14 protein-coding genes are annotated in these 17,749 nt (G+C 47.0%); 7 read left to right on the top strand and 7 right to left on the bottom strand.

Translation table 11 applies throughout. The features are described from left to right. Positions 1-12: 12 nt before the first annotated feature. The 4 genes from UNH61_RS26130 to UNH61_RS26115 form a co-directional block, all read right to left on the bottom strand. Positions 13-642 carry a DUF5710 domain-containing protein gene (locus UNH61_RS26130; protein WP_326994963.1) on the bottom strand — a complete coding sequence of 210 codons (630 nt, stop codon included), beginning with the start codon at positions 640-642 and terminating at the stop codon, positions 13-15. A gap of 406 nt (positions 643-1,048) precedes the next feature. Next, the gene (locus tag UNH61_RS26125; RefSeq protein ID WP_326994962.1) at positions 1,049-1,513 is read right to left on the bottom strand and encodes a VOC family protein; all 465 of its coding nucleotides are present in this window, start codon (positions 1,511-1,513) and stop codon (positions 1,049-1,051) included. A gap of 45 nt (positions 1,514-1,558) precedes the next feature. Further along, positions 1,559-2,653 carry a hypothetical protein gene (locus UNH61_RS26120; RefSeq protein ID WP_326994961.1) on the bottom strand — a complete coding sequence of 365 codons (1,095 nt, stop codon included), beginning with the start codon at positions 2,651-2,653 and terminating at the stop codon, positions 1,559-1,561. Between the two features lie 161 nt (positions 2,654-2,814). Beyond that, complete coding sequence (locus UNH61_RS26115; RefSeq protein WP_326994960.1) at positions 2,815-3,330, bottom strand: hypothetical protein; 516 nt, start codon at positions 3,328-3,330, stop codon at positions 2,815-2,817. A gap of 72 nt (positions 3,331-3,402) precedes the next feature. Between UNH61_RS26115 and UNH61_RS26110 the strand changes: the two genes are divergently transcribed. Next, positions 3,403-5,061 carry a TPM domain-containing protein gene (locus tag UNH61_RS26110; RefSeq protein ID WP_326994959.1) on the top strand — a complete coding sequence of 553 codons (1,659 nt, stop codon included), beginning with the start codon at positions 3,403-3,405 and terminating at the stop codon, positions 5,059-5,061. An 88-nt stretch (positions 5,062-5,149) separates the two neighbouring features. On the opposite strand, the gene UNH61_RS26105 is transcribed toward UNH61_RS26110, so the two are convergent. Further along, the gene (locus UNH61_RS26105) at positions 5,150-6,010 is read right to left on the bottom strand and encodes a DUF6515 family protein (RefSeq protein ID WP_326994958.1); all 861 of its coding nucleotides are present in this window, start codon (positions 6,008-6,010) and stop codon (positions 5,150-5,152) included. A 1,533-nt stretch (positions 6,011-7,543) separates the two neighbouring features. Between UNH61_RS26105 and UNH61_RS26100 the strand changes: the two genes are divergently transcribed. Next, positions 7,544-8,443, top strand: a complete 900-nt coding sequence (locus tag UNH61_RS26100) for an aldo/keto reductase (protein WP_326994957.1) — start codon at positions 7,544-7,546, stop codon at positions 8,441-8,443. A 68-nt stretch (positions 8,444-8,511) separates the two neighbouring features. Further along, positions 8,512-9,198, top strand: coding sequence for a DJ-1/PfpI family protein (locus UNH61_RS26095; protein ID WP_326994956.1), 687 nt, complete (start codon positions 8,512-8,514; stop codon positions 9,196-9,198). A gap of 1 nt (position 9,199) precedes the next feature. On the opposite strand, the gene UNH61_RS26090 is transcribed toward UNH61_RS26095, so the two are convergent. Next, positions 9,200-10,228 carry a fatty acid desaturase gene (locus tag UNH61_RS26090; RefSeq protein WP_326994955.1) on the bottom strand — a complete coding sequence of 343 codons (1,029 nt, stop codon included), beginning with the start codon at positions 10,226-10,228 and terminating at the stop codon, positions 9,200-9,202. 37 nt (positions 10,229-10,265) lie between these two features. Beyond that, positions 10,266-11,156, bottom strand: coding sequence for a lysophospholipid acyltransferase family protein (locus tag UNH61_RS26085; protein ID WP_326994954.1), 891 nt, complete (start codon positions 11,154-11,156; stop codon positions 10,266-10,268). 168 nt (positions 11,157-11,324) lie between these two features. On the opposite strand from UNH61_RS26085, the gene UNH61_RS26080 reads away from it, so the two are divergent. From UNH61_RS26080 to UNH61_RS26065, 4 genes are all read left to right on the top strand, one after another. Further along, a complete protein-coding gene (locus tag UNH61_RS26080; RefSeq protein ID WP_326994953.1) occupies positions 11,325-12,149 on the top strand; it encodes an N-acetylmuramoyl-L-alanine amidase in 825 nt (274 codons plus the stop codon). 183 nt (positions 12,150-12,332) lie between these two features. Continuing rightward, positions 12,333-12,722 carry a hypothetical protein gene (locus UNH61_RS26075; protein ID WP_326994952.1) on the top strand — a complete coding sequence of 130 codons (390 nt, stop codon included), beginning with the start codon at positions 12,333-12,335 and terminating at the stop codon, positions 12,720-12,722. Between the two features lie 289 nt (positions 12,723-13,011). Further along, entirely contained in the window at positions 13,012-16,194 is a 3,183-nt protein-coding gene (locus UNH61_RS26070) for a SusC/RagA family TonB-linked outer membrane protein (protein ID WP_326994951.1), read from the top strand. 14 nt (positions 16,195-16,208) lie between these two features. Next, positions 16,209-17,639: a SusD/RagB family nutrient-binding outer membrane lipoprotein gene (locus UNH61_RS26065; protein WP_326994950.1), complete on the top strand. Its 1,431-nt coding sequence runs from the start codon at positions 16,209-16,211 to the stop codon at positions 17,637-17,639. The last annotated feature ends 110 nt before the right edge of the window (positions 17,640-17,749 follow it).

Genomic DNA, 17,749 nt, shown 5'->3' with positions numbered 1-17,749 from the left:
CCTGGCATACCGCTATGTTCTCTCTGCAAATTCATTGATAATCCTCAGGTGATCGCCCAGGGTATATACCGCATCTATCATCGGCGCGTATTTCAGATGATAGTTTTTGATCAGTAGCAGCGTGGCTGCATCTTTGTTAACAGGATTGAACACACTCCCGTTTTCTTCGAATAAAAACCAGTCGCCCTGTATGCCGTTACAGGATTCGCAATGGTTGAGCCAGTATTGCCCCGACTTATCCGGCAACCTGCCCTGCCTGAAATGAGGATAATTATCTTTCAGAAAATCCTGCAGGTTCTCGGAAATAAGGGTCACCTGCTGAAATAAGGTGAAGAAGTCCTGTGCCAGCCACACGGATTCGTCGCGTTCATTCATATCTTTCTCAAAAAAATAATTCCCCGCCAGCGCAATAACACGATTGGGATGCCCGCATTTCCAGCAAACGCGGTGCGCATGTACAACCGTAATTTCACTGGGTAAAATAATCGCAGGGTTTTTTCCCGGAATCCATTTGTCTACTTCCATCAGCCTGTCGTACTGGTTTTCCGGTAAATACCATGCCTGGGCAATGTTATCCCATAACGCGCCTTTAGACGCAGCAGATTCTCTTTCCGAAACAGGAACATTCAGCAGTAATGACATACTATGAATTTAAGGAAAAAATCAATAGCTCCCAGCTGCTGTGATCAGTAAAATCACTGTTTCATAATTTGTAGAGTACATGTCTCCTCAACCTGTGCCCCACCTCAATTCCGGGGTGTTCAAATTCTCCTTCCTTTTGCATGCCGATCTTTTGCATGACATTTTCAGAGCGTTTGTTGAGTGCTGATGTAAAAGAATAGACTTCCGGTAAATGTAATACGTCGAAGCCAAATTGAAGGCAACGCTTCGCACCTTCAGTGGCAAACCTATAATTCCATGCTTCCTGACGGAGCCGCCATCCTATTTCTATACAGGGAGTGAAATAAGCATCAAACTTTGGTCTGGAAAAACCAATGAAGCCAGCGAAAGTAGGGGGGCAAGACGGTCGACTACAAAAAGACTAACGCTAATATTTATCGTCATTAATCTCTATCCAATACCCATCCGGATCCTTGAAATAGATCTGCTGTACGCCATCTACCCGTTTATTAATGGAGCCGGCTTTGCCTGGCCAGTCTTCAAAAGGGATGTTATTTTTCTTCAATACCGGTACGAATTCGCTCATGGATGGAACGCTGAAGCAGAGGTGCGTGTTTTTGTCGTGTGCCACGGCAGCAGCAGCTCCGGAAATAATATGTACCTGGCTATGCGAACCTACCTTAAACCAACTGTGCCTGCCATCTTTAAATGGCTCATCCATCGGTTCCAGACCAACTATATCGCGGTAGAAAACAGTGCTTCGCTCCAGATTCACGACATATAGGGCCATATGGTTCAGCGATGGATATTTCTTCGTTTGACCGTTCATGTTAGTGGAAATACCAATAAAGGCCAGCAAAAACAGGCCGCCGGTTAATAACAGCTTTTTCATTAGAACAAGATAATCAGCAGGATTGAAAACTACAATACCCGGCTGTTAATTTGCCCCCTTAAATGCGATGGATTCAATAATTATGTCCAGTTTTTTCAGGACAGGCAGGTCAGAGCGGAGGCTTTTATCGCCGGTTACCTGGTCGTATTGTTTGGGATCGCCGGTATTATTGGCTTTCAGCACAATGATGACGTTTTTGCCGTCAAGGGCGCCACCATTCCAGCTGGTAACCTGTCCGCCATTGGTCCATTCAAAAGCATTCAGCTTAAAAGGACGGCCATTTACCTTATTGAGCTTGTCTAATGGATCGCCGGCTTTGATGCCATAAGGCGATTTCCATTTGGAAGGGTAGTGGGAAAATGTTACGATATTTCCGTTTTCGCCGTCAAATTGCACTTCTAACTCGTTGTCGGTATCCGGATAGATGAGGTAGGCTTCCCCGTCTTTCTGGCCGGAGAGGTTGATGGCATCGTGCTGGGTAACGTTGGTTGCGCCATACATTTCAACCAGCTGTTCAGGCGTACGAACCTGGAACAGCGGGCGTACCTCCCAGTTGCGGGTATCCGCAGCAGGTGCTTCGGGGTTCGCAGCGGTAGTGCTGCCACTTTCCGCCGGAGTGTTGCCGGTAGCGCTGCCTGTGGTAGCCGGTGCATTGGCGGCAGCATTGTTGGCTGCAGCTACTTCTGCAATAGTAGCCGGTGGCTTTTTTCCGGTCACCGGTCCTGCGTAGGTAGCCAGGAAGTCCTTTTTATCGTCCAGTAATGCTTTGGTATCGTTCTTATACTTATTGGCCGTGTAAGTTGCGATCGGGAATACACTGTTGGTTTGCAGGTTCATGCTGCGCAGATTTGTAATAAAACGCTGACGGTTACAATCGCTGTATTGGTACAGGTATTTCAGCGCTGCATCAAATGCAACAGGATCCTTCTTCAGGTCAAAAATGGTGGAATCTATATCCAGCCCGGCATTACCACTGCGGGTCAGCTGCTCGGCGATATAGCCGGTAATGGAATCGTGGGGCAATTGATAATGGGCGGCCACCCGGTTCGAAAAATCGTCGATGATATTTTGACTGAGCTTCGTTTGGGCAGATAGTAAAACCGGAACGAAGAAGGCCACCAGTATGAAAAACCTTTTCATGTGTGCTATATTGAAAATCTGAAAAACTAACAGCTTTAGCTGGTTTAGGATCACTAATTTAGGCAATCTTTATCAGAGCCACCAATAAGAGTCTGAACCAGTAAAACGTACAGATATGGAAATATAGTATTTTAAATGCACGCAGTGCAAAGAAATCACATTTACGGATGCCCCGGCAAACTATCCCGCTTTTTGAGAAACTCCTGGTAATGTTGTCTGATATCAAGATAGATGTCGTAATCAGATGCCGTTTTAAAGAAAGAATATTCCGGCTGATAATATCGCATGAAGAGCTGCAGGCTGTCGCCATCCAGCTTAGTCACTTTGTTAACCAGTGATGGAGTATAATTCCGGGTGACATACATCTCTTCTTCCTTTGCCAGCAACATCTTTCTGAAAGCCACTTTCTTCCGGTTATTTTTAAACTGCATTACCTGGTAAAGGTTATGGATATTCAGGCTGAGCCCCTGGTACACTTCATACCATTTGTGACGGCGGAAAGTGATCTCCCTGGCATACTCCTCTCTGAATGCCACTGAATCCCTGAAGAAGTGATATTCTATGATATGTACGGGTTTCAGTTGTATAGGCGGCTTAATGGAGGTATCAGTTTTCGGGGCCTGCGCAAAAATGCAGGTGGTAGAACAGCATAATACTATGACCAGTATGGGCTTCATAAGGGTAAAATACCGCTTTCCTGTTAAAGAAAAAGTTAAATAAGTATATCTTCGGGAGACAGAATTCCGCCAATGAAGCATCTTATACACGTTTTAAACAGAAGTTTGTTCCTCTTATTGCTGTCTGCTTTTTGGTTATCCTGTCATGATACCCGGCAGCAATCGTTTGGTGTGGAGAATGTGCCCGACCCCAAGAAAAACGGTGGTGGCTACGTCAGCAATCCTGATCACCTGATCTCCGACGAAACCGTGAGCCAGCTGAATCAGCAGCTGGCGGAACTGGATCGTTCCGGCAAGGCCCAGGTAGCAGTAGTAGTCCTGCACAGCATCGGACAAAATGATACCCGCGATTTTGTGCACCGGCTGTTCAATTACTGGAAGCCGGGCGATAAGGCAAAGAATAACGGCCTCGTGATATTGATGGTGGAAGATGCCCGTAAGCTGGAATTTGAAACAGGCTATGGCCTGGAGGCAGATCTGCCGGATGTCATCTGCTTTCGCATACAACAGGATTACATGATCCCGCATATCAAACAACACGACTATGATGCGGGTTTTATCGAAGGAATAAAATCTGTGGCTTCCCTGTTTAATAATGGCAACTATGCCTACGATCAATTGCCCGACCAGCCTGCATTGGATACTTCCCTGGTAGCACTCAATCCGGTAACAGTGGCCCCGCCTGCCGCAGCCATCACGGAAATGGCAGATTCCGCCCGGGAAGAGGAAGCCGCCATCCCCGAAAGTGCCACTACTGCTTCGGCACCTCAGCAATTCAGCAATAATGCTTCCAATAGCTTCAGCGGCAATATTTCTTTCTGGACAATCCTGGTATGGCTGTTTATTACAGCAGTCATGATGAATATTTTCTTCGGTAAAAAACTCAAAAAGAAGAGCAAAGATGAATCGCCTGCTACCATAAACGATCTGCCGAACGAATTCCTGCACCCCGGTATTACAGGCATGATCCTGCTCAACCTGGGCGCCTGGGCTGTTATCGGTTTCCTGGCAATACAACGGCATATGGATGTTGGTATTCTGATGGTATCATTGATATACTACCTGGTTTGGGTATTGTTCATTCACATTGCCATCCTCATTATTGCGGCCCGCGCAGCCATAATGCTGAAGAACAGCGATCGCCACGGGAAATGGGGGAAACTGGCGATCGTGCAGCGGGATATCGCGCCTGCCCGCTATATCTTCCCTTTACCTTATCTCTGGTTATGGCTGGCCGCATTGAAAAACCGGCTGGAACATCTCCGGAACGATCCCTATCAGTGCCCGAACTGTTCGGCAACCATGGAAAAACTCGATGAAGCAACAGATAACCGTTATCTCGATAAGGCACAGGTAATAGAAGAACAGCTGCATTCAGTGGATTATGATGTATGGCAGTGTAACTCCTGTCATACACACACTGTGCTCGATTACGCCAATGTTCGCACTTCTATGGCCGAGTGCCCATCCTGTAATCACATTACTTATAAATGCTATAAAGCCATTACAAAACAAAGAGCCACCACATCGTCTGAAGGATGGGGCGTGAAGGAATATGAATGTGCCGCCTGTAAATACAAGCACGATTATATGTTTACCATTCCGAAGATCTCCAGCTCTTCTTCCGGAAGTTCTTCTTCGAGCTCGTCGTTTTCATCTGACTCCTCTTCCTCCTCTTCTGACTGGGGAGGTGGTTCTTCGGGTGGCGGCGGCGCCAGCAGCAGCTGGTAACAGAGATGCCTGAAATCAAAAACGGTCTGCTTTTAAGGAAGCAGACCGTTTTTTTGCGTATGCGCTAACTGAATACTACTAAGGAGACTTAATTATCAGCGTTCATTTTACCAACTACCTTGTACCCGGCAACCGTATTATCGCTGTTCAGCACAGACTGATAATACATTCCATCCGGAGATAAGTAATATTGCTGTCCGTTGATGTTCACGGTGCGGCAATTATCCGGCAGTTTGGAAAGGAGGTTGTCAGATTCCGGAACATTTGTTCCAGGATTATTACCAGCGTTGGGATTATTGGAAGGATTTCCCTGATTATCCGGAATTGTCACGGTTTGGTCACCTATTTTGCCATTTTTCCCAACCACAACATAACGTCTGCCGTTATCGGTCATGCTTTCCTGGTAATAAGTACCATTGAGCTCGTAATAAGTATTACCGTTCACCTGTACTTCCTGTGCTCCCTCCGGCAGATCCGGTATGGCAGCTCCAATGGGTGCTTCTACTACTTTGTAACCCCTGTCGTCGCCGGTAGATTCATAGTAGGTACCGCCATAATAGTACATTGGACCAAAGGCTGCACCCAATGAGAAATAACCGAAAGGAAGGGTAGAAACATAAAATCCCAGTGGAGGGTAGTAGTATGGGTGGTAGTAATGTCTGTATCTGTACCAGGGACGTCCGTAGTAAACGCGTCCGCTAGGGTAACCATGATAGTAATAACCTCTGTTTACCGGGGCCACTACTCTGGGAGAAGACATGCGGGGGGCTGCATATACGCGGCCACTGCCTCCAAAGTGAGAACTACCACTGCTGACGCGGCCGCCACCACCACCACTGTAATGGCCTCCTCCACCTCCGGCGTGCACCCGCTGAGCGTATGCACTGTCAACTGTAACTGTGCCCAGGAGGCCTATCAGCACAAACAGTATATAAAATCTGTTTTTCATTTTTCTTAACATTAAGTGGTAATCTTCTCTTCAATACCGCTATTTTTCAGTCAATTATTAGACAGTAAATGAAGAGCGGAGTTTAACTGAAAACAGATTATACGCAAAAATGCAGCCGGTTTCAGTCGCTGTATCGGGTGAGCTGGCAGTGTGGATGACAGCCGCAAATCTGCCGGCAGGTTACCCGGTGACTAATACTCCGGTTTACTTCATTCATGAAAATTTGGATTGTTCATCCCTGTTCATTGATACAATTGCCGGAAATCCCGTGTTTTTTTGATATCCTGCGTATTACCTTTGCATTATAACGATCATTAATCGTTAGACAATACTACCAAAATCTTTTTTAGTCTGTCTGAGCATTATAGTAGCCTATTTTTTTATTAACCGTCGATTTATACCTGGTAAGGTTAGCCAACCAATTTATACAGCGGGATATCCGTAAATCCAATGTTTTATAGAGATATCCGTAAACCCAATGTTTTATTTTGAAAAAGTAACCGTATGCAATCTTTTTTGTTTAACCGACATTTTCAGACATGCACCTATCTGGGGCATTACCATCACAATCTTTTCTTATTTACACTGAACTAACAGTCAATTTTCGGCAGATAGTAATTACGTGTAGCCGTTTGAGTGATCAGCTGGCCAGGTATTCGTCGGAAGCAGGAAAGGTGCTTGCTGCTGCACGCAGGAATATAATCACATGCCGTTGTTTGTTCCCGAAAAAATTGCCCAATACAAAATGCTATTCACAAATGGGGTGATAGTACATACAAGAAAGGACTGTCTGTTCAGGCGGTCCGGTTTTTCCTGGAAATTGAGAGGAATAATTAGTTGAAGTCTTTGCAACGCTTAGCAAAACGGGACCGCTTTTCCTGGTAGTCCCCCCTTTTAATCCATCAAAACTTTTTTATGAAAGAATTATTGGAATGTAACATACACAATGGAAGCTTTAACTCCCCGGACTGTCTTTCCAGACGGTCCTTATACAGAAAATTCCAATATACCCCGGAAAGGTATATTGTCCAGATAAATGTTGAAACGCCATATGTTGAACCTGTAGTGTAAATAAGTACAAACTGATTTATGCTGCGATTGATTCGGAAACAAGGGGCTGTTTTTTTAAACAGTCCATAACAGAAAATTCAGACTGCTAACTACAGTCTTCTCTATATGATAGTTTTTCATAGGTACAATTTGATTTTGGGAAAGGAAGGGACCATCTTTCCAGATGGTCCTGATTTTCATCCGCTCCCGCTCAGCTGTGCAAATGAAATTTCACGATGGATCGGACATACTAAAAAAGGGGGCTGTTTATCCAGACGGCCCCAATTATTGACAAAAATACCCACAGTCTCAATCGCGATCAAAAAGCTAAAATACTTTTAGGGTGGACGTAAATTGATGAAAAGGGCTGTTTATCCAGGCGGCCCGCTCTTTCACAAGGCAACAGAAAATGAAAATTTGGATATAACTTCGTGATCATTGCCATACATCAATATCTTTGAAACGTAAGTAAACCCGATTATCATGCAATACCGCCTTCTCGGAAGATCCTCCCTCTCTGTCAGCGAAATTGGCTTCGGCTGTATGTCGCTCAGCGGCAGCGAAACAACGAATATCCACCTGCTTCAGCAGGCGGCCGATCAGGGTATTAACTTCTTCGATACTGCCGACCTGTACGATCATGGCCAGAATGAAATATTGGTGGGGAAAGCCCTGCAGCAAAGAAGAACCGGGGTGATCATTGCCACCAAAGCCGGTAACCAATGGAGAGAAGATGGCAGTGGCTGGGATTGGAACCCACGGAAGGAATACATCCTGTCGGCGGTAGAGGCAAGCCTGAAACGACTGAAAACGGATTATATCGATCTGTATCAGTTGCATGGTGGTACCCTCGAAGATCCGATCGATGATACCATCGCTGCTTTTGAATTATTGAAACAACAAGGGAAGATCCGCTACTATGGTATATCTTCTATCCGGCCTAATGTAATCCGGGAATATGTGCAACGCTCGCATATCGTCAGCGTAATGATGCAATACAGCCTGCTCGACCGCCGCCCCGAGGAATATTGTTTCCCCTTACTTCAGGAGAATAATATCGGCGTGCTGGCAAGAGGAAGCGTAGCAAAAGGATTGCTGATCAGCAAACCCGCGGCGCCTTACCTGGATCATTCGGAAAAACAGGTGGCAGCCGCAGCTGCAGCGGTGCAATCAGTCAGCACTGCTGCCAGGGATGCCTCCGGTTCCGCTCTGCGCTTTGTTTTACAACAACCTGCTGTCAGCAGCGCTATCGTAGGCATACGTACGCCAGCGCAACTGGCGGAGGCATTGAAAGCGGTAACAGCACCGGTACTAACAACTGCAGAAATACAACAGCTGCAGGCTGCTGCGCCGCCGCATCATTACGAACAGCATCGGGTGTAAAACCAATTATTCCTGCGCCCTGTTTTCAGGTCGGCATCTTACCATTGTGCGGCATTAAAATATCGTCTATGCGGAAATTAAAAGTAGGTATGTTACTCTTTCCTGAGCTGACTATCCTCGATTTTACCGGTCCCTATGAGGTGTTTGTGAAAGCGCCCTGTTTTGATGTACTTACTGTTGGGGCCACTATCAGCCCGATCTCTGCAGAAGGGGGCCTGCAGCTGCAACCTCAACTCAGTATCGATGACTGCCCACAGCTGGATGTAATCTTCGTTCCAGGCGGCAAAGGAATCAACCATCTGCTCACAGATCAGGCTATACTGCAATTTCTCCGTAATCAGGCTGCCAGAGCACAGTACATTACGTCTGTTTGCGCCGGCGCACTGGTGCTCGCTGCAGCAGGATTACTCGATGGCTATAAAGCAACGACTCACTGGCGCTCCCTGGAATTACTCCGGATGTTTGGGGTAGATACTATTGATGACAGAGTGGTGAAAGACAGAAACCGGATCACCGGCGGAGGCGTGACTGCGGGCATCGACTTCGGCCTCACATTGACGGCGATCGTTGGCGGAGAGGAAATGGCGAAAGTCGTACAGCTGCAGCTGGAGTATAATCCGGCTCCTCCATTCAGGGAAGGCTCTCCCCGTACCGCCAGTTTACCTGTGCTGCAAAAGGCCAGGGAACTGACTAAACCCCTGCTCGAAACCCGACGCAGCATTATCAGCGGGTTAACACAGCAGGCCGGACACTGATTTACACAACCGCCACAGAATCAGGATGATGTTCCAATTGACTGCGACGAATATTTTTTATTTCTTTTAAGCTGATCATCCTGTTCAGTTCAGGATCCCATACCTTCAACCGGAAACAGGCACAGATGTCGCGAAACCCCAGCGTTGTAATCTTGGCATGTTGTAATACCGGTATACCCTGCATCACCTCCGGCAGCCGGTAAAAAGGGATTCGCGCATTAAGATGGTGAATGTGGTGATAACCAATATTACCGGTGAACCATTTCATTACAGGGTTCATCATCATGTAGCTGGATGATAGTAATGCTGCTTTATCATAACACCAGTCTTTGTTGACATTGAATGTAACCCCCGGAAAATTATGCTGCGCGTAGAAAAGATAAGCTCCCAGTCCACATGCGATCGTGAAAGGAATGAGTATGAACAGCATCCAGCTCTGCCAGCCGAGATAATAAACCACGGCAACACTGCCACCGATATGGATCAGCAGGGCCAGTAGCGAATCCAGGTGCCTGCGCGGACTGCTCAGGAACGATTGCACGCACATACCTATCATGAACATCGACAGGTAACCGGCTGCAATGGTGGCCGGGTGCCGGCTGAATAAATATACCCGTCTTTCTCCGGCAGTAATAGACTCAAATTTCCTGCGCGTAATGATAGGGTAGGAGCCAATGCTGGCACTGAATAATTTGGAATTATGTTTATGATGATAATCATGTGAACGCTTCCATATACTCGACGGAGCCAGTATATAGATACCGAATGTTATCATGATGGCTTCTGCTAACCACGATTGATGAAGGATCGCATGATGCTGGTGATCGTGATAGATGACAAACATCCGCACAATCAATAGCCCCGAAAGTATGCTGGCCGCCAGTTGAAGCCAAAAATAAGGCAAAATGAGGGTGCATGCCAGTGAGAGTAGCAACAGCGCAAGTGTTGTTAAGGTGTAAAGCCAGCTTTTAGCCCTGTGTTCGCGTGCAAAGGGCTTGGTGGCAAGGATCAGTTCTTTTCCTTCCATCATAGTAATAATTATTCGGTTCGATTAGGTATCTGAAATGTTAATTCCCTGTCTGAACTACAGCACGGGAATGTTTCCATCTTTTGTGCGACCACAGCCAGGTGGCAGGCTGGGCTATAATGTCGGCTTCCAGTTTACGTGTATGCGATATTGTTATATCGCCGTCTTTTTCACTGCCCGGAGTGGCCGTAAGCAATTCGGCAGATACCGTATAATAACCTCTTTTTTCACGGTGTACAGTAACATATACTACCGGGTAATTTAATTTTTGCGCAATCTTTTCCGTGCCCTTGAAAACCGGAGTGTCCTGGTGTAAAAAAGTCAGCCATTGGGCTGTTTTCGGCTGTGGCGCCTGATCGGCAATGAATGCGGTAGCCGTTACCTGGTCGCGGTGCTGCATCATATCCCGGAAGGTATCCTGCATGGCGATGAGTTTGGTGCCGAAACGGGTACGCATCCGGTACATCAGCCCGTTAAAATGCTTGTTGGCCAGGGGATGGTAGATCACATACAGCTGCTGTGGACAAAGAAGGCTGAACGTATTGCCGGCCCATTCCCAGTTTCCTTTGTGACCCATCACCAGCACCACGCTTTGTTTATCAGCCGCCAGCTGCCTGAACAGCTCCACCGTTGCCGGCGTGAAGCTGCAATGTTTTATCATGGCAGATTTGCTGATTGTCAGCGTTTTGAAGGTCTCCAGGAAGAGATCGCACAGATAACGGTAGAAATCCTTGCAGATACGGTGGATCTCAGCATCCGTTTTTTCAGGAAAGGAATTCCGGAGATTCTGTAACACCACCTTTTTCCGGTAGCCGGTCACATAATACAATAGAAAATATACTGCATCGGAAACCAGATACAGTACACGGAATGGCAGTAGTGATATCGCATAAATCAGCGGTAACAACAGATTGTAGGCAATTACAGACAAATTGGCATTGTTTTTAAATACCGGAAAAGATATTATTGAACATGTAAATATATACAGCGCAATGCACTTTTCATAGTATTGGTGAAGATATCGATAGATTCGTTCATTTAGTATCTTTATCCGGAAGTATTGTGTAAACATTAACAATTCTGCATGAATACTATGACTATGACCCGATTTATCAGATTCAGCTGCGTACTTGCAGCCCTCAGCGTGTTTACTTATTGTGCCCGTAACCCCTACGCCGCCACCAATAAGGTGTACCGGCAAGACGCGAAGAAATGGGCGAAAGAACTGCGTAGCCAGCCCGGCCAGATCAATGGCGCGGATGGCCTGCCAGCCCCTTCCTGGGTAGGTACCGTCAATTTCAACATGCGTAAACCTAATCTGGTGATCATTCATCATACTGCTCAGAATTCATGTGAACAAACATTGAATACGTTTACACTGACAAGAACACAGGTAAGCGCACATTACGTAATATGCCGCAACGGCCAGATCCACCATATGCTGAACGACTATCTTCGGGCATGGCATGGTGGTGTAGCCAAATGGGGCAATCTCACAGATATCAACTCTTCTTCCATCGGCATTGAACTGGACAATAACGGAAAAGAACCCTTTCAGCCAGCCCAGATCAACAGCCTCCTCGTACTGCTGGATACCCTTCGGCACCGGTATAATATCCCCACTGCCAACTTTGTAGGACACGGGGATATTGCTCCCGGCCGGAAAGTAGACCCCAGCGCCTATTTCCCCTGGCAACAACTGGCCGAAAAAGGCTTTGGGCTCTGGTTCAGGGATACGACTGCTACCGTAGTACCCACCTCATTCAGCCCGCTGCTGGCGCTTCGCATTATTGGTTACGATATCAAAGATTCCACCGCGGCGATGCAGGCCTTTAAACGGCACTTTATGCCGGCCGACAGCCTGCCCGGACTTAGCGATGCTGGCCGGAAGATCCTGTTTAACCTCCAGCAACAATATCAGTAAATCTCTAGTGAAGACACCCTGCCCCTTTCTTACCCCTACCCGGTAACAGAGATTATTTTGTGAAGTGGGATAAATATGTTATTTTAATAATGAGTTAACGACCCGCCAAAATCGGAATCAAAAGCATTTATCTGGACTTGTTATTATATACCTATTCTCCAACCTTGACAATCAAATCCTGTTATGAAACGTACATTCCTATTCCCGCTACTGCTTGCAGGTGGCATATTGCTGCTTTGCGGCCTCCGCATGCAGGCTGGCGCCGGGTATCCTGCCGCCATCCCTGTACAAGACTCTTCCTGCCTTGTTAAAACAGAGGCCAGCTACGATTTCGCAGATAATCAGCGGAAAAAAATCAACGACCTTATTGAAGATAAACTGGCCGGAGGTATCGAAGACGGAGGCAAAATCACCTGGGAAAATTCTCCAGATGCTCCTGAATATTATCAGGTCGTGATGCGTAAAACCAAATTGAGTATTAAGTATAAAGGAGTCGTTTGCCAGGACCGCGTTATCTGGCAAAACATAGAAGACATTAAATCAGAACTGAAGAAACTACTCAATAAGAATTAAGAATTGGTAATGAAGTATGAAGAAAACACCTCGAAAACCATAGCGGATTATGGTCTTCGGGGTGTTTTCTTCATACTTCATTACCAATTCCTAATTCTTTTTTAACCCATCCTTTACGCTTTTTGTCTTCTTTAATTCCATTTAGTCTATAAGTTTTGTAGAATAAATTTTCTGTATTATCTTCGCCCCCGATATTTTAAGTCTTTACACCGCATTAGTAAATGCCAAAATCTGAACGGATAACTATTCTCTGCAAGGATCTTAGCCAATAACAAATCAAGTACGAAGCATGAATTACGTAACAAGGCTCCTGTGCCTGCTGACGGGATTGCTATGCCTGCTACAGGCAAACGCCCAGGAAATCAGGGTAAATGGGGTGATCACCTCCCGCGCTGATGCGCAACGTATACCCGGCGCCGTTATACGTGTCAAAGGGAAAAACCAGGGCACTCAATCAGATGCCGATGGGAAGTACAGTCTTAATGCGCAGCTGAACGATACCCTGCAGATTTCTTCTGTGGGCTTCGAAACTGCCTTTGCAGTAGTGGGAAATAATCATATTATCAACATCTCCCTCGAAAACAGCAATAAGAAACTCGATGAAGTAGTAGTAACTGCACTGGGTATCTCCCGGGAAAAGAAATCGCTGGGATATGCCGTACAGGAACTGAAATCCAAAGATATATCCGAGGCCAAGGAAACCAACCTCGTGAACGCCCTTTCCGGTAAGATCGCAGGCGTACAGGTGACCAACAGCCAGGGCGGCCTTGGTTCTTCCCGTATCATCATCAGGGGCGAAACCTCCATCGCAGGAAATAACCAGCCCTTGTTTGTACTGGATGGTGTGCCGGTGGATAACAGCCAGCTGGGGATCGGTACCGGGCGCGACTTTGCCAACGCCATTTCCGATCTGAACCCGGATGATATCGCTTCCATCAGTGTACTGAAAGGCCCCAATGCGGCTGCATTATACGGCTCCCGCGCATCTGCCGGCGTTATTGTAATCAAAACAAAAACCGGTAAAGATACCAAAGGCGGCCTGGGAATAACCGTCAACTCCGGCGCTACATTCGATAAGGTATTGATCCTGCCCGACTTTCAGAATAGTTATGGCCAGGGTACCGGTGGCCAGTTTTCTTATAAAGATGGGAAAGGCGGCGGCCTGAATGATGGCGTGGATGAAAGCTGGGGCCCGAAACTGGATGGCCGGCTCATTCCTCAGTTCTTCTCAAATGGCGAAGCAGTGCCATTTGTTGCTCATCCCAATAACGTAAAGGACTTCTACGTGACCGGCTATACGCTGAATAACGGACTTTCCGCCGGCGGAACTACCGATAAAATTGATTATCGCTTCTCTTATAATAATACCAAACAGGCGGGCATACTACCCAATACCGGCATCACACGGAATACTTTCACTGCCAGCAATACCTTCCGGCTCACGCCTAAGTTAACGCTGACTACCTACGCAGATTATATCCGCAGCGCTGCAGATAACCTGCCGGGTGTAGACGGCCGTCGTGGTAACAGTGTTACCCTGCAATTCATCTGGTTCGGCCGCCAGGTAGATGTGAACAGGCTGAAGAATTATAAAAATCCTGATGGCACCGATTTCAACTGGAATCACAGCTACTACAGCAATCCTTACTGGATCCAGAACGAGAACACCGTGGGTATGCTGCGTAACCGTTTCCTCGGAAATGCAAGATTGTCTTACCAGGTGCTCGACTGGCTGACTGCCAGCTTCCGTATTGCTACTGACTACTATCAGGACAGGCGCAAATACCATGTTGCCTACTATACCAATGGAACTCCTTTTGGTTCTTATACTGAAGATGCTTACGCAGTAAGCGAAACCAACGGAGAGTTCACATTAAATGCAAAGAAAAAGCTGAATGCTGATTTTGATATAGATGTGCTGGCCGGCGCTAACCTGCGTAGCAACCAGTTTGAGCAGAACTATCAGCAGGCGCCACGCCTGGCTGTAAAAGATGTGTATACACTTACTAACTCCAGAGATCCGCTGATCTCTACCAGTTTGCTTTCCCGCCAGAAAGTATATAGCGGATTTGCAGCTGCACAGGTAGGATTCCGCAATTATGCTTTCGTAAACCTGACAGCGCGTAACGACTGGTCTTCCACCCTTCCCAGGGGTAGTAATTCCTATTTCTATCCTTCTGTCAATGCAAGTATCGTATTGTCGGAAGCCCTGCACCTGCGCAGCGAAGCGCTCTCTATGCTGAAAATACGCGGTGGATGGGCACAGGTAGGTAAAGACACAGATCCTTACCAGTTGGTAAACACTTACCCGTTCAATCAGCCATTCGGTGCATTACCTATGTTGACAGTGTCTGATAAATATCTCGACAAAAACCTCAAGCCGGAAATCACCACATCCACAGAAGTTGGACTGGAAGCCGGGTTTATCGATAATCGCATCCGGCTGGATCTGACTTATTATAATTCGCATAGCCGCAACCAGATCCTGCTGGCTGATGTAAGTCCTACTACTGGTTATCTGAAGAAACTGCTGAACACAGGCGAGCTTAGCAACCGTGGAGTGGAAGTAACACTCGGATTAACACCCATCAGTACCCGTTCTGGTTTTCGTTGGGACGTTAACGTGAATTATGCACGCAATATCAGTAAAGTCATGGAGCTGGATGCTGATGGTTTCCTCAACAGCTATGTACTGGGAAGCTCCGGCAATATCCAGGTGGTAGCCCGTAAAGGAGAACGCTACGGCGCGCTTTTCGGCACTGCTTATCTGCGCGACAGTGAGAACCGCATCCTGGTAAACCCCGACGGAACACCTATGGTGGATCCTAATAAAAAAATACTGGGTTACTTTACTCCCAACTGGACAGGAAGTATTAATAACAGCTTTTCATTCAAAGGCTTCAACCTGAGTGTGCTGATAGATACCAAACAGGGCGGATCTATCTGGTCAGGAACCAACTCTACAGGTATGGGAACAGGCGTACTGGCGGCAACGATGCCGGGGCGTGATGCAGAACACGGCGGCCTGCCTTACTACTACGATGGGGCTAAAAATGTGCAGCTCCCAGACCATAATGCCACTGCTCCCGGTAATGCAGTAGTAAAGCACGATGGGATCATATTTGATGGTTATACGGCAGATGGAAAGAAAAACACCGCTATTCTCTCTGCTCAGAACTACTACAAAACTGTATATAGCAGCAACCTGAATGAGAGCGCCGTATATGATGCCTCTTTTATCAAACTGCGTGAAATAAGACTGGGTTACAACCTGCCGGCGTCTTTGATAAAGAAATGGCACCTGACAGGTGTGAACATCGCACTGGTGGGCAGAAACCTGGCTTACCTGAGTAAGCATGTGCCCAATGTTGATCCGGAAACTGCGTTCAATACCGGTAACGGCCAGGGCCTGGAAACACTGCAAATACCAACTACCCGCAGTTTTGGCTTTAACCTGAATGTTTCATTTTAATTAACGGACCGAATATGAGAAAGTTGCTGATAGCTATTTGCGCCCTCTTTGCTGCCGCCTGGCTGACTGGTTGCCAGAAAGACCTGGAGCGGACCAATAAAAATCCAAATGAACCTACCTCGGTACAGCCGGACTACCTGTTGACCAACGGTATTAAAACCAATATAGATACTTACTGGGGTGGTGATGCCACTATGGAGACATCATTACTCTACGTGCAGTACTGGGCTAAGATCCAATACCCGGATCCCGACCGTTACATCCCGGCATCTACCAATATCCAGAATGTATGGAGTAACTTTTACGCACAGGGTATAGAGGACTTCACCACACTTATACAGTTGGGTGATACGTTGAAGAATCCGAATTATAAAGCAGTGGGTATCATTATGCGCTCCTGGATATTCCAGGTGCTGACAGACCTGTACGGAGATATCCCCTACAGCCAGGCAGGGAATATCGAAAAGTACCTGACCCCCGTTTACGATAAACAGGAAGATGTATACAAAGGCTTGTTGGCTGAGTTGAAAACAGCCTCCTCCATCATTACTCCCGGTACCAACCCTATCCAGGGCGATTCTCTGCTGGCTGGTAATATGAATAGCTGGAAGAAGTTCGCTAATGGCTTGCGCTCACGTATCGCATTACGCATATCCGACCGCGATCCGGCTGCGGCAAAGGCGGTGTTCGCAGATCTCGCTGCGGAAGGAAATATATTCCTGACTGCGAGCGACAGGGAAGTGAAACTGAATTATCTCACCTCTCCCAATCAGAATCCTGTCGGTAAAAACAGGGAAACCCGTAACGATTATCGTATCAGCAAAACAATCGTCGATAAGCTGAAGGCACTCAACGACCCACGGTTAAGCATATACGCAGCGCTGCCGGCAGATACCAATGCTTATATCGGTGTAACGAATGGTCTCTCTGCTGATTCTGCTTCCCGCCTGGGCTTCAACAGAACTTCGGATGTAGGGGCGGCTTTCACGGTAAGCCAGGCTCCGGCATGGGTGTTCACGTATACAGAACAACTGTTTATTCTGGCAGAAGCGGCACAACGGAACCTCATCAGCAACAGCGCGGCAGACCTGTACCAGCAGGCAATCCGTGCCTCTTTTAAACAATACGGTATCACAGGTAAGCCAGTAGACGATTACCTGGCGCAGCCAGCAGTTGCTTACGATGCTACCAACTATAAGAAATCCATCGGAGAACAGAAATGGTTGGCACTCTTCAGTGAAGGGCTCGAAGCATTCGCTGAATGGAGGCGACTCGACTATCCCCGGCTTACTCCTGCCTATACAGGTGTGCTGCAGGGAAAAATGCCACAGCGCCTTACCTATCCATCCAGCGAGCAAGCGCTCAATGGAGCAAACTACAAAGCCGCCGTGGCACGCCAGGGCGCTGATTTGCTGACTACGAAGGTGTGGTTTGACGTTTATTAAAAAGAATTACGAATTAGGAATTACGAATTACGAAAAAGCGGGGAGATAGTAAACGCGAAGGTCAACTTCGCTACTATCTCCCCGCTTTTTCGTAATTCGTAATTCCTAAT

Origin of the sequence: Chitinophaga sp. 180180018-3, from assembly GCF_037893185.1 — a bacterium.
GTDB lineage: Bacteria > Bacteroidota > Bacteroidia > Chitinophagales > Chitinophagaceae > Chitinophaga.
Note: the sequence above shows the minus strand (reverse complement) of the source record. Positions and strands in the feature narration are given on the sequence as shown.

Bases quoted from the DNA above. Each gene is read 5' to 3' on its own strand.
- UNH61_RS26130 (WP_326994963.1), bottom strand. From the start codon at position 642: ATGTCATTACTGCTGAATGTTCCTGTTTCGGAAAGAGAATCTGCTGCG.
- UNH61_RS26125 (WP_326994962.1), bottom strand. From the start codon at position 1,513: ATGAAAAAGCTGTTATTAACCGGCGGCCTGTTTTTGCTGGCCTTTATT.
- UNH61_RS26120 (WP_326994961.1), bottom strand. From the start codon at position 2,653: ATGAAAAGGTTTTTCATACTGGTGGCCTTCTTCGTTCCGGTTTTACTA.
- UNH61_RS26115 (WP_326994960.1), bottom strand. From the start codon at position 3,330: ATGAAGCCCATACTGGTCATAGTATTATGCTGTTCTACCACCTGCATT.
- UNH61_RS26110 (WP_326994959.1), top strand. From the start codon at position 3,403: ATGAAGCATCTTATACACGTTTTAAACAGAAGTTTGTTCCTCTTATTG.
- UNH61_RS26105 (WP_326994958.1), bottom strand. From the start codon at position 6,010: ATGAAAAACAGATTTTATATACTGTTTGTGCTGATAGGCCTCCTGGGC.
- UNH61_RS26100 (WP_326994957.1), top strand. From the start codon at position 7,544: ATGCAATACCGCCTTCTCGGAAGATCCTCCCTCTCTGTCAGCGAAATT.
- UNH61_RS26095 (WP_326994956.1), top strand. From the start codon at position 8,512: ATGCGGAAATTAAAAGTAGGTATGTTACTCTTTCCTGAGCTGACTATC.
- UNH61_RS26090 (WP_326994955.1), bottom strand. From the start codon at position 10,228: ATGATGGAAGGAAAAGAACTGATCCTTGCCACCAAGCCCTTTGCACGC.
- UNH61_RS26080 (WP_326994953.1), top strand. From the start codon at position 11,325: ATGACCCGATTTATCAGATTCAGCTGCGTACTTGCAGCCCTCAGCGTG.
- UNH61_RS26075 (WP_326994952.1), top strand. From the start codon at position 12,333: ATGAAACGTACATTCCTATTCCCGCTACTGCTTGCAGGTGGCATATTG.
- UNH61_RS26070 (WP_326994951.1), top strand. From the start codon at position 13,012: ATGAATTACGTAACAAGGCTCCTGTGCCTGCTGACGGGATTGCTATGC.
- UNH61_RS26065 (WP_326994950.1), top strand. From the start codon at position 16,209: ATGAGAAAGTTGCTGATAGCTATTTGCGCCCTCTTTGCTGCCGCCTGG.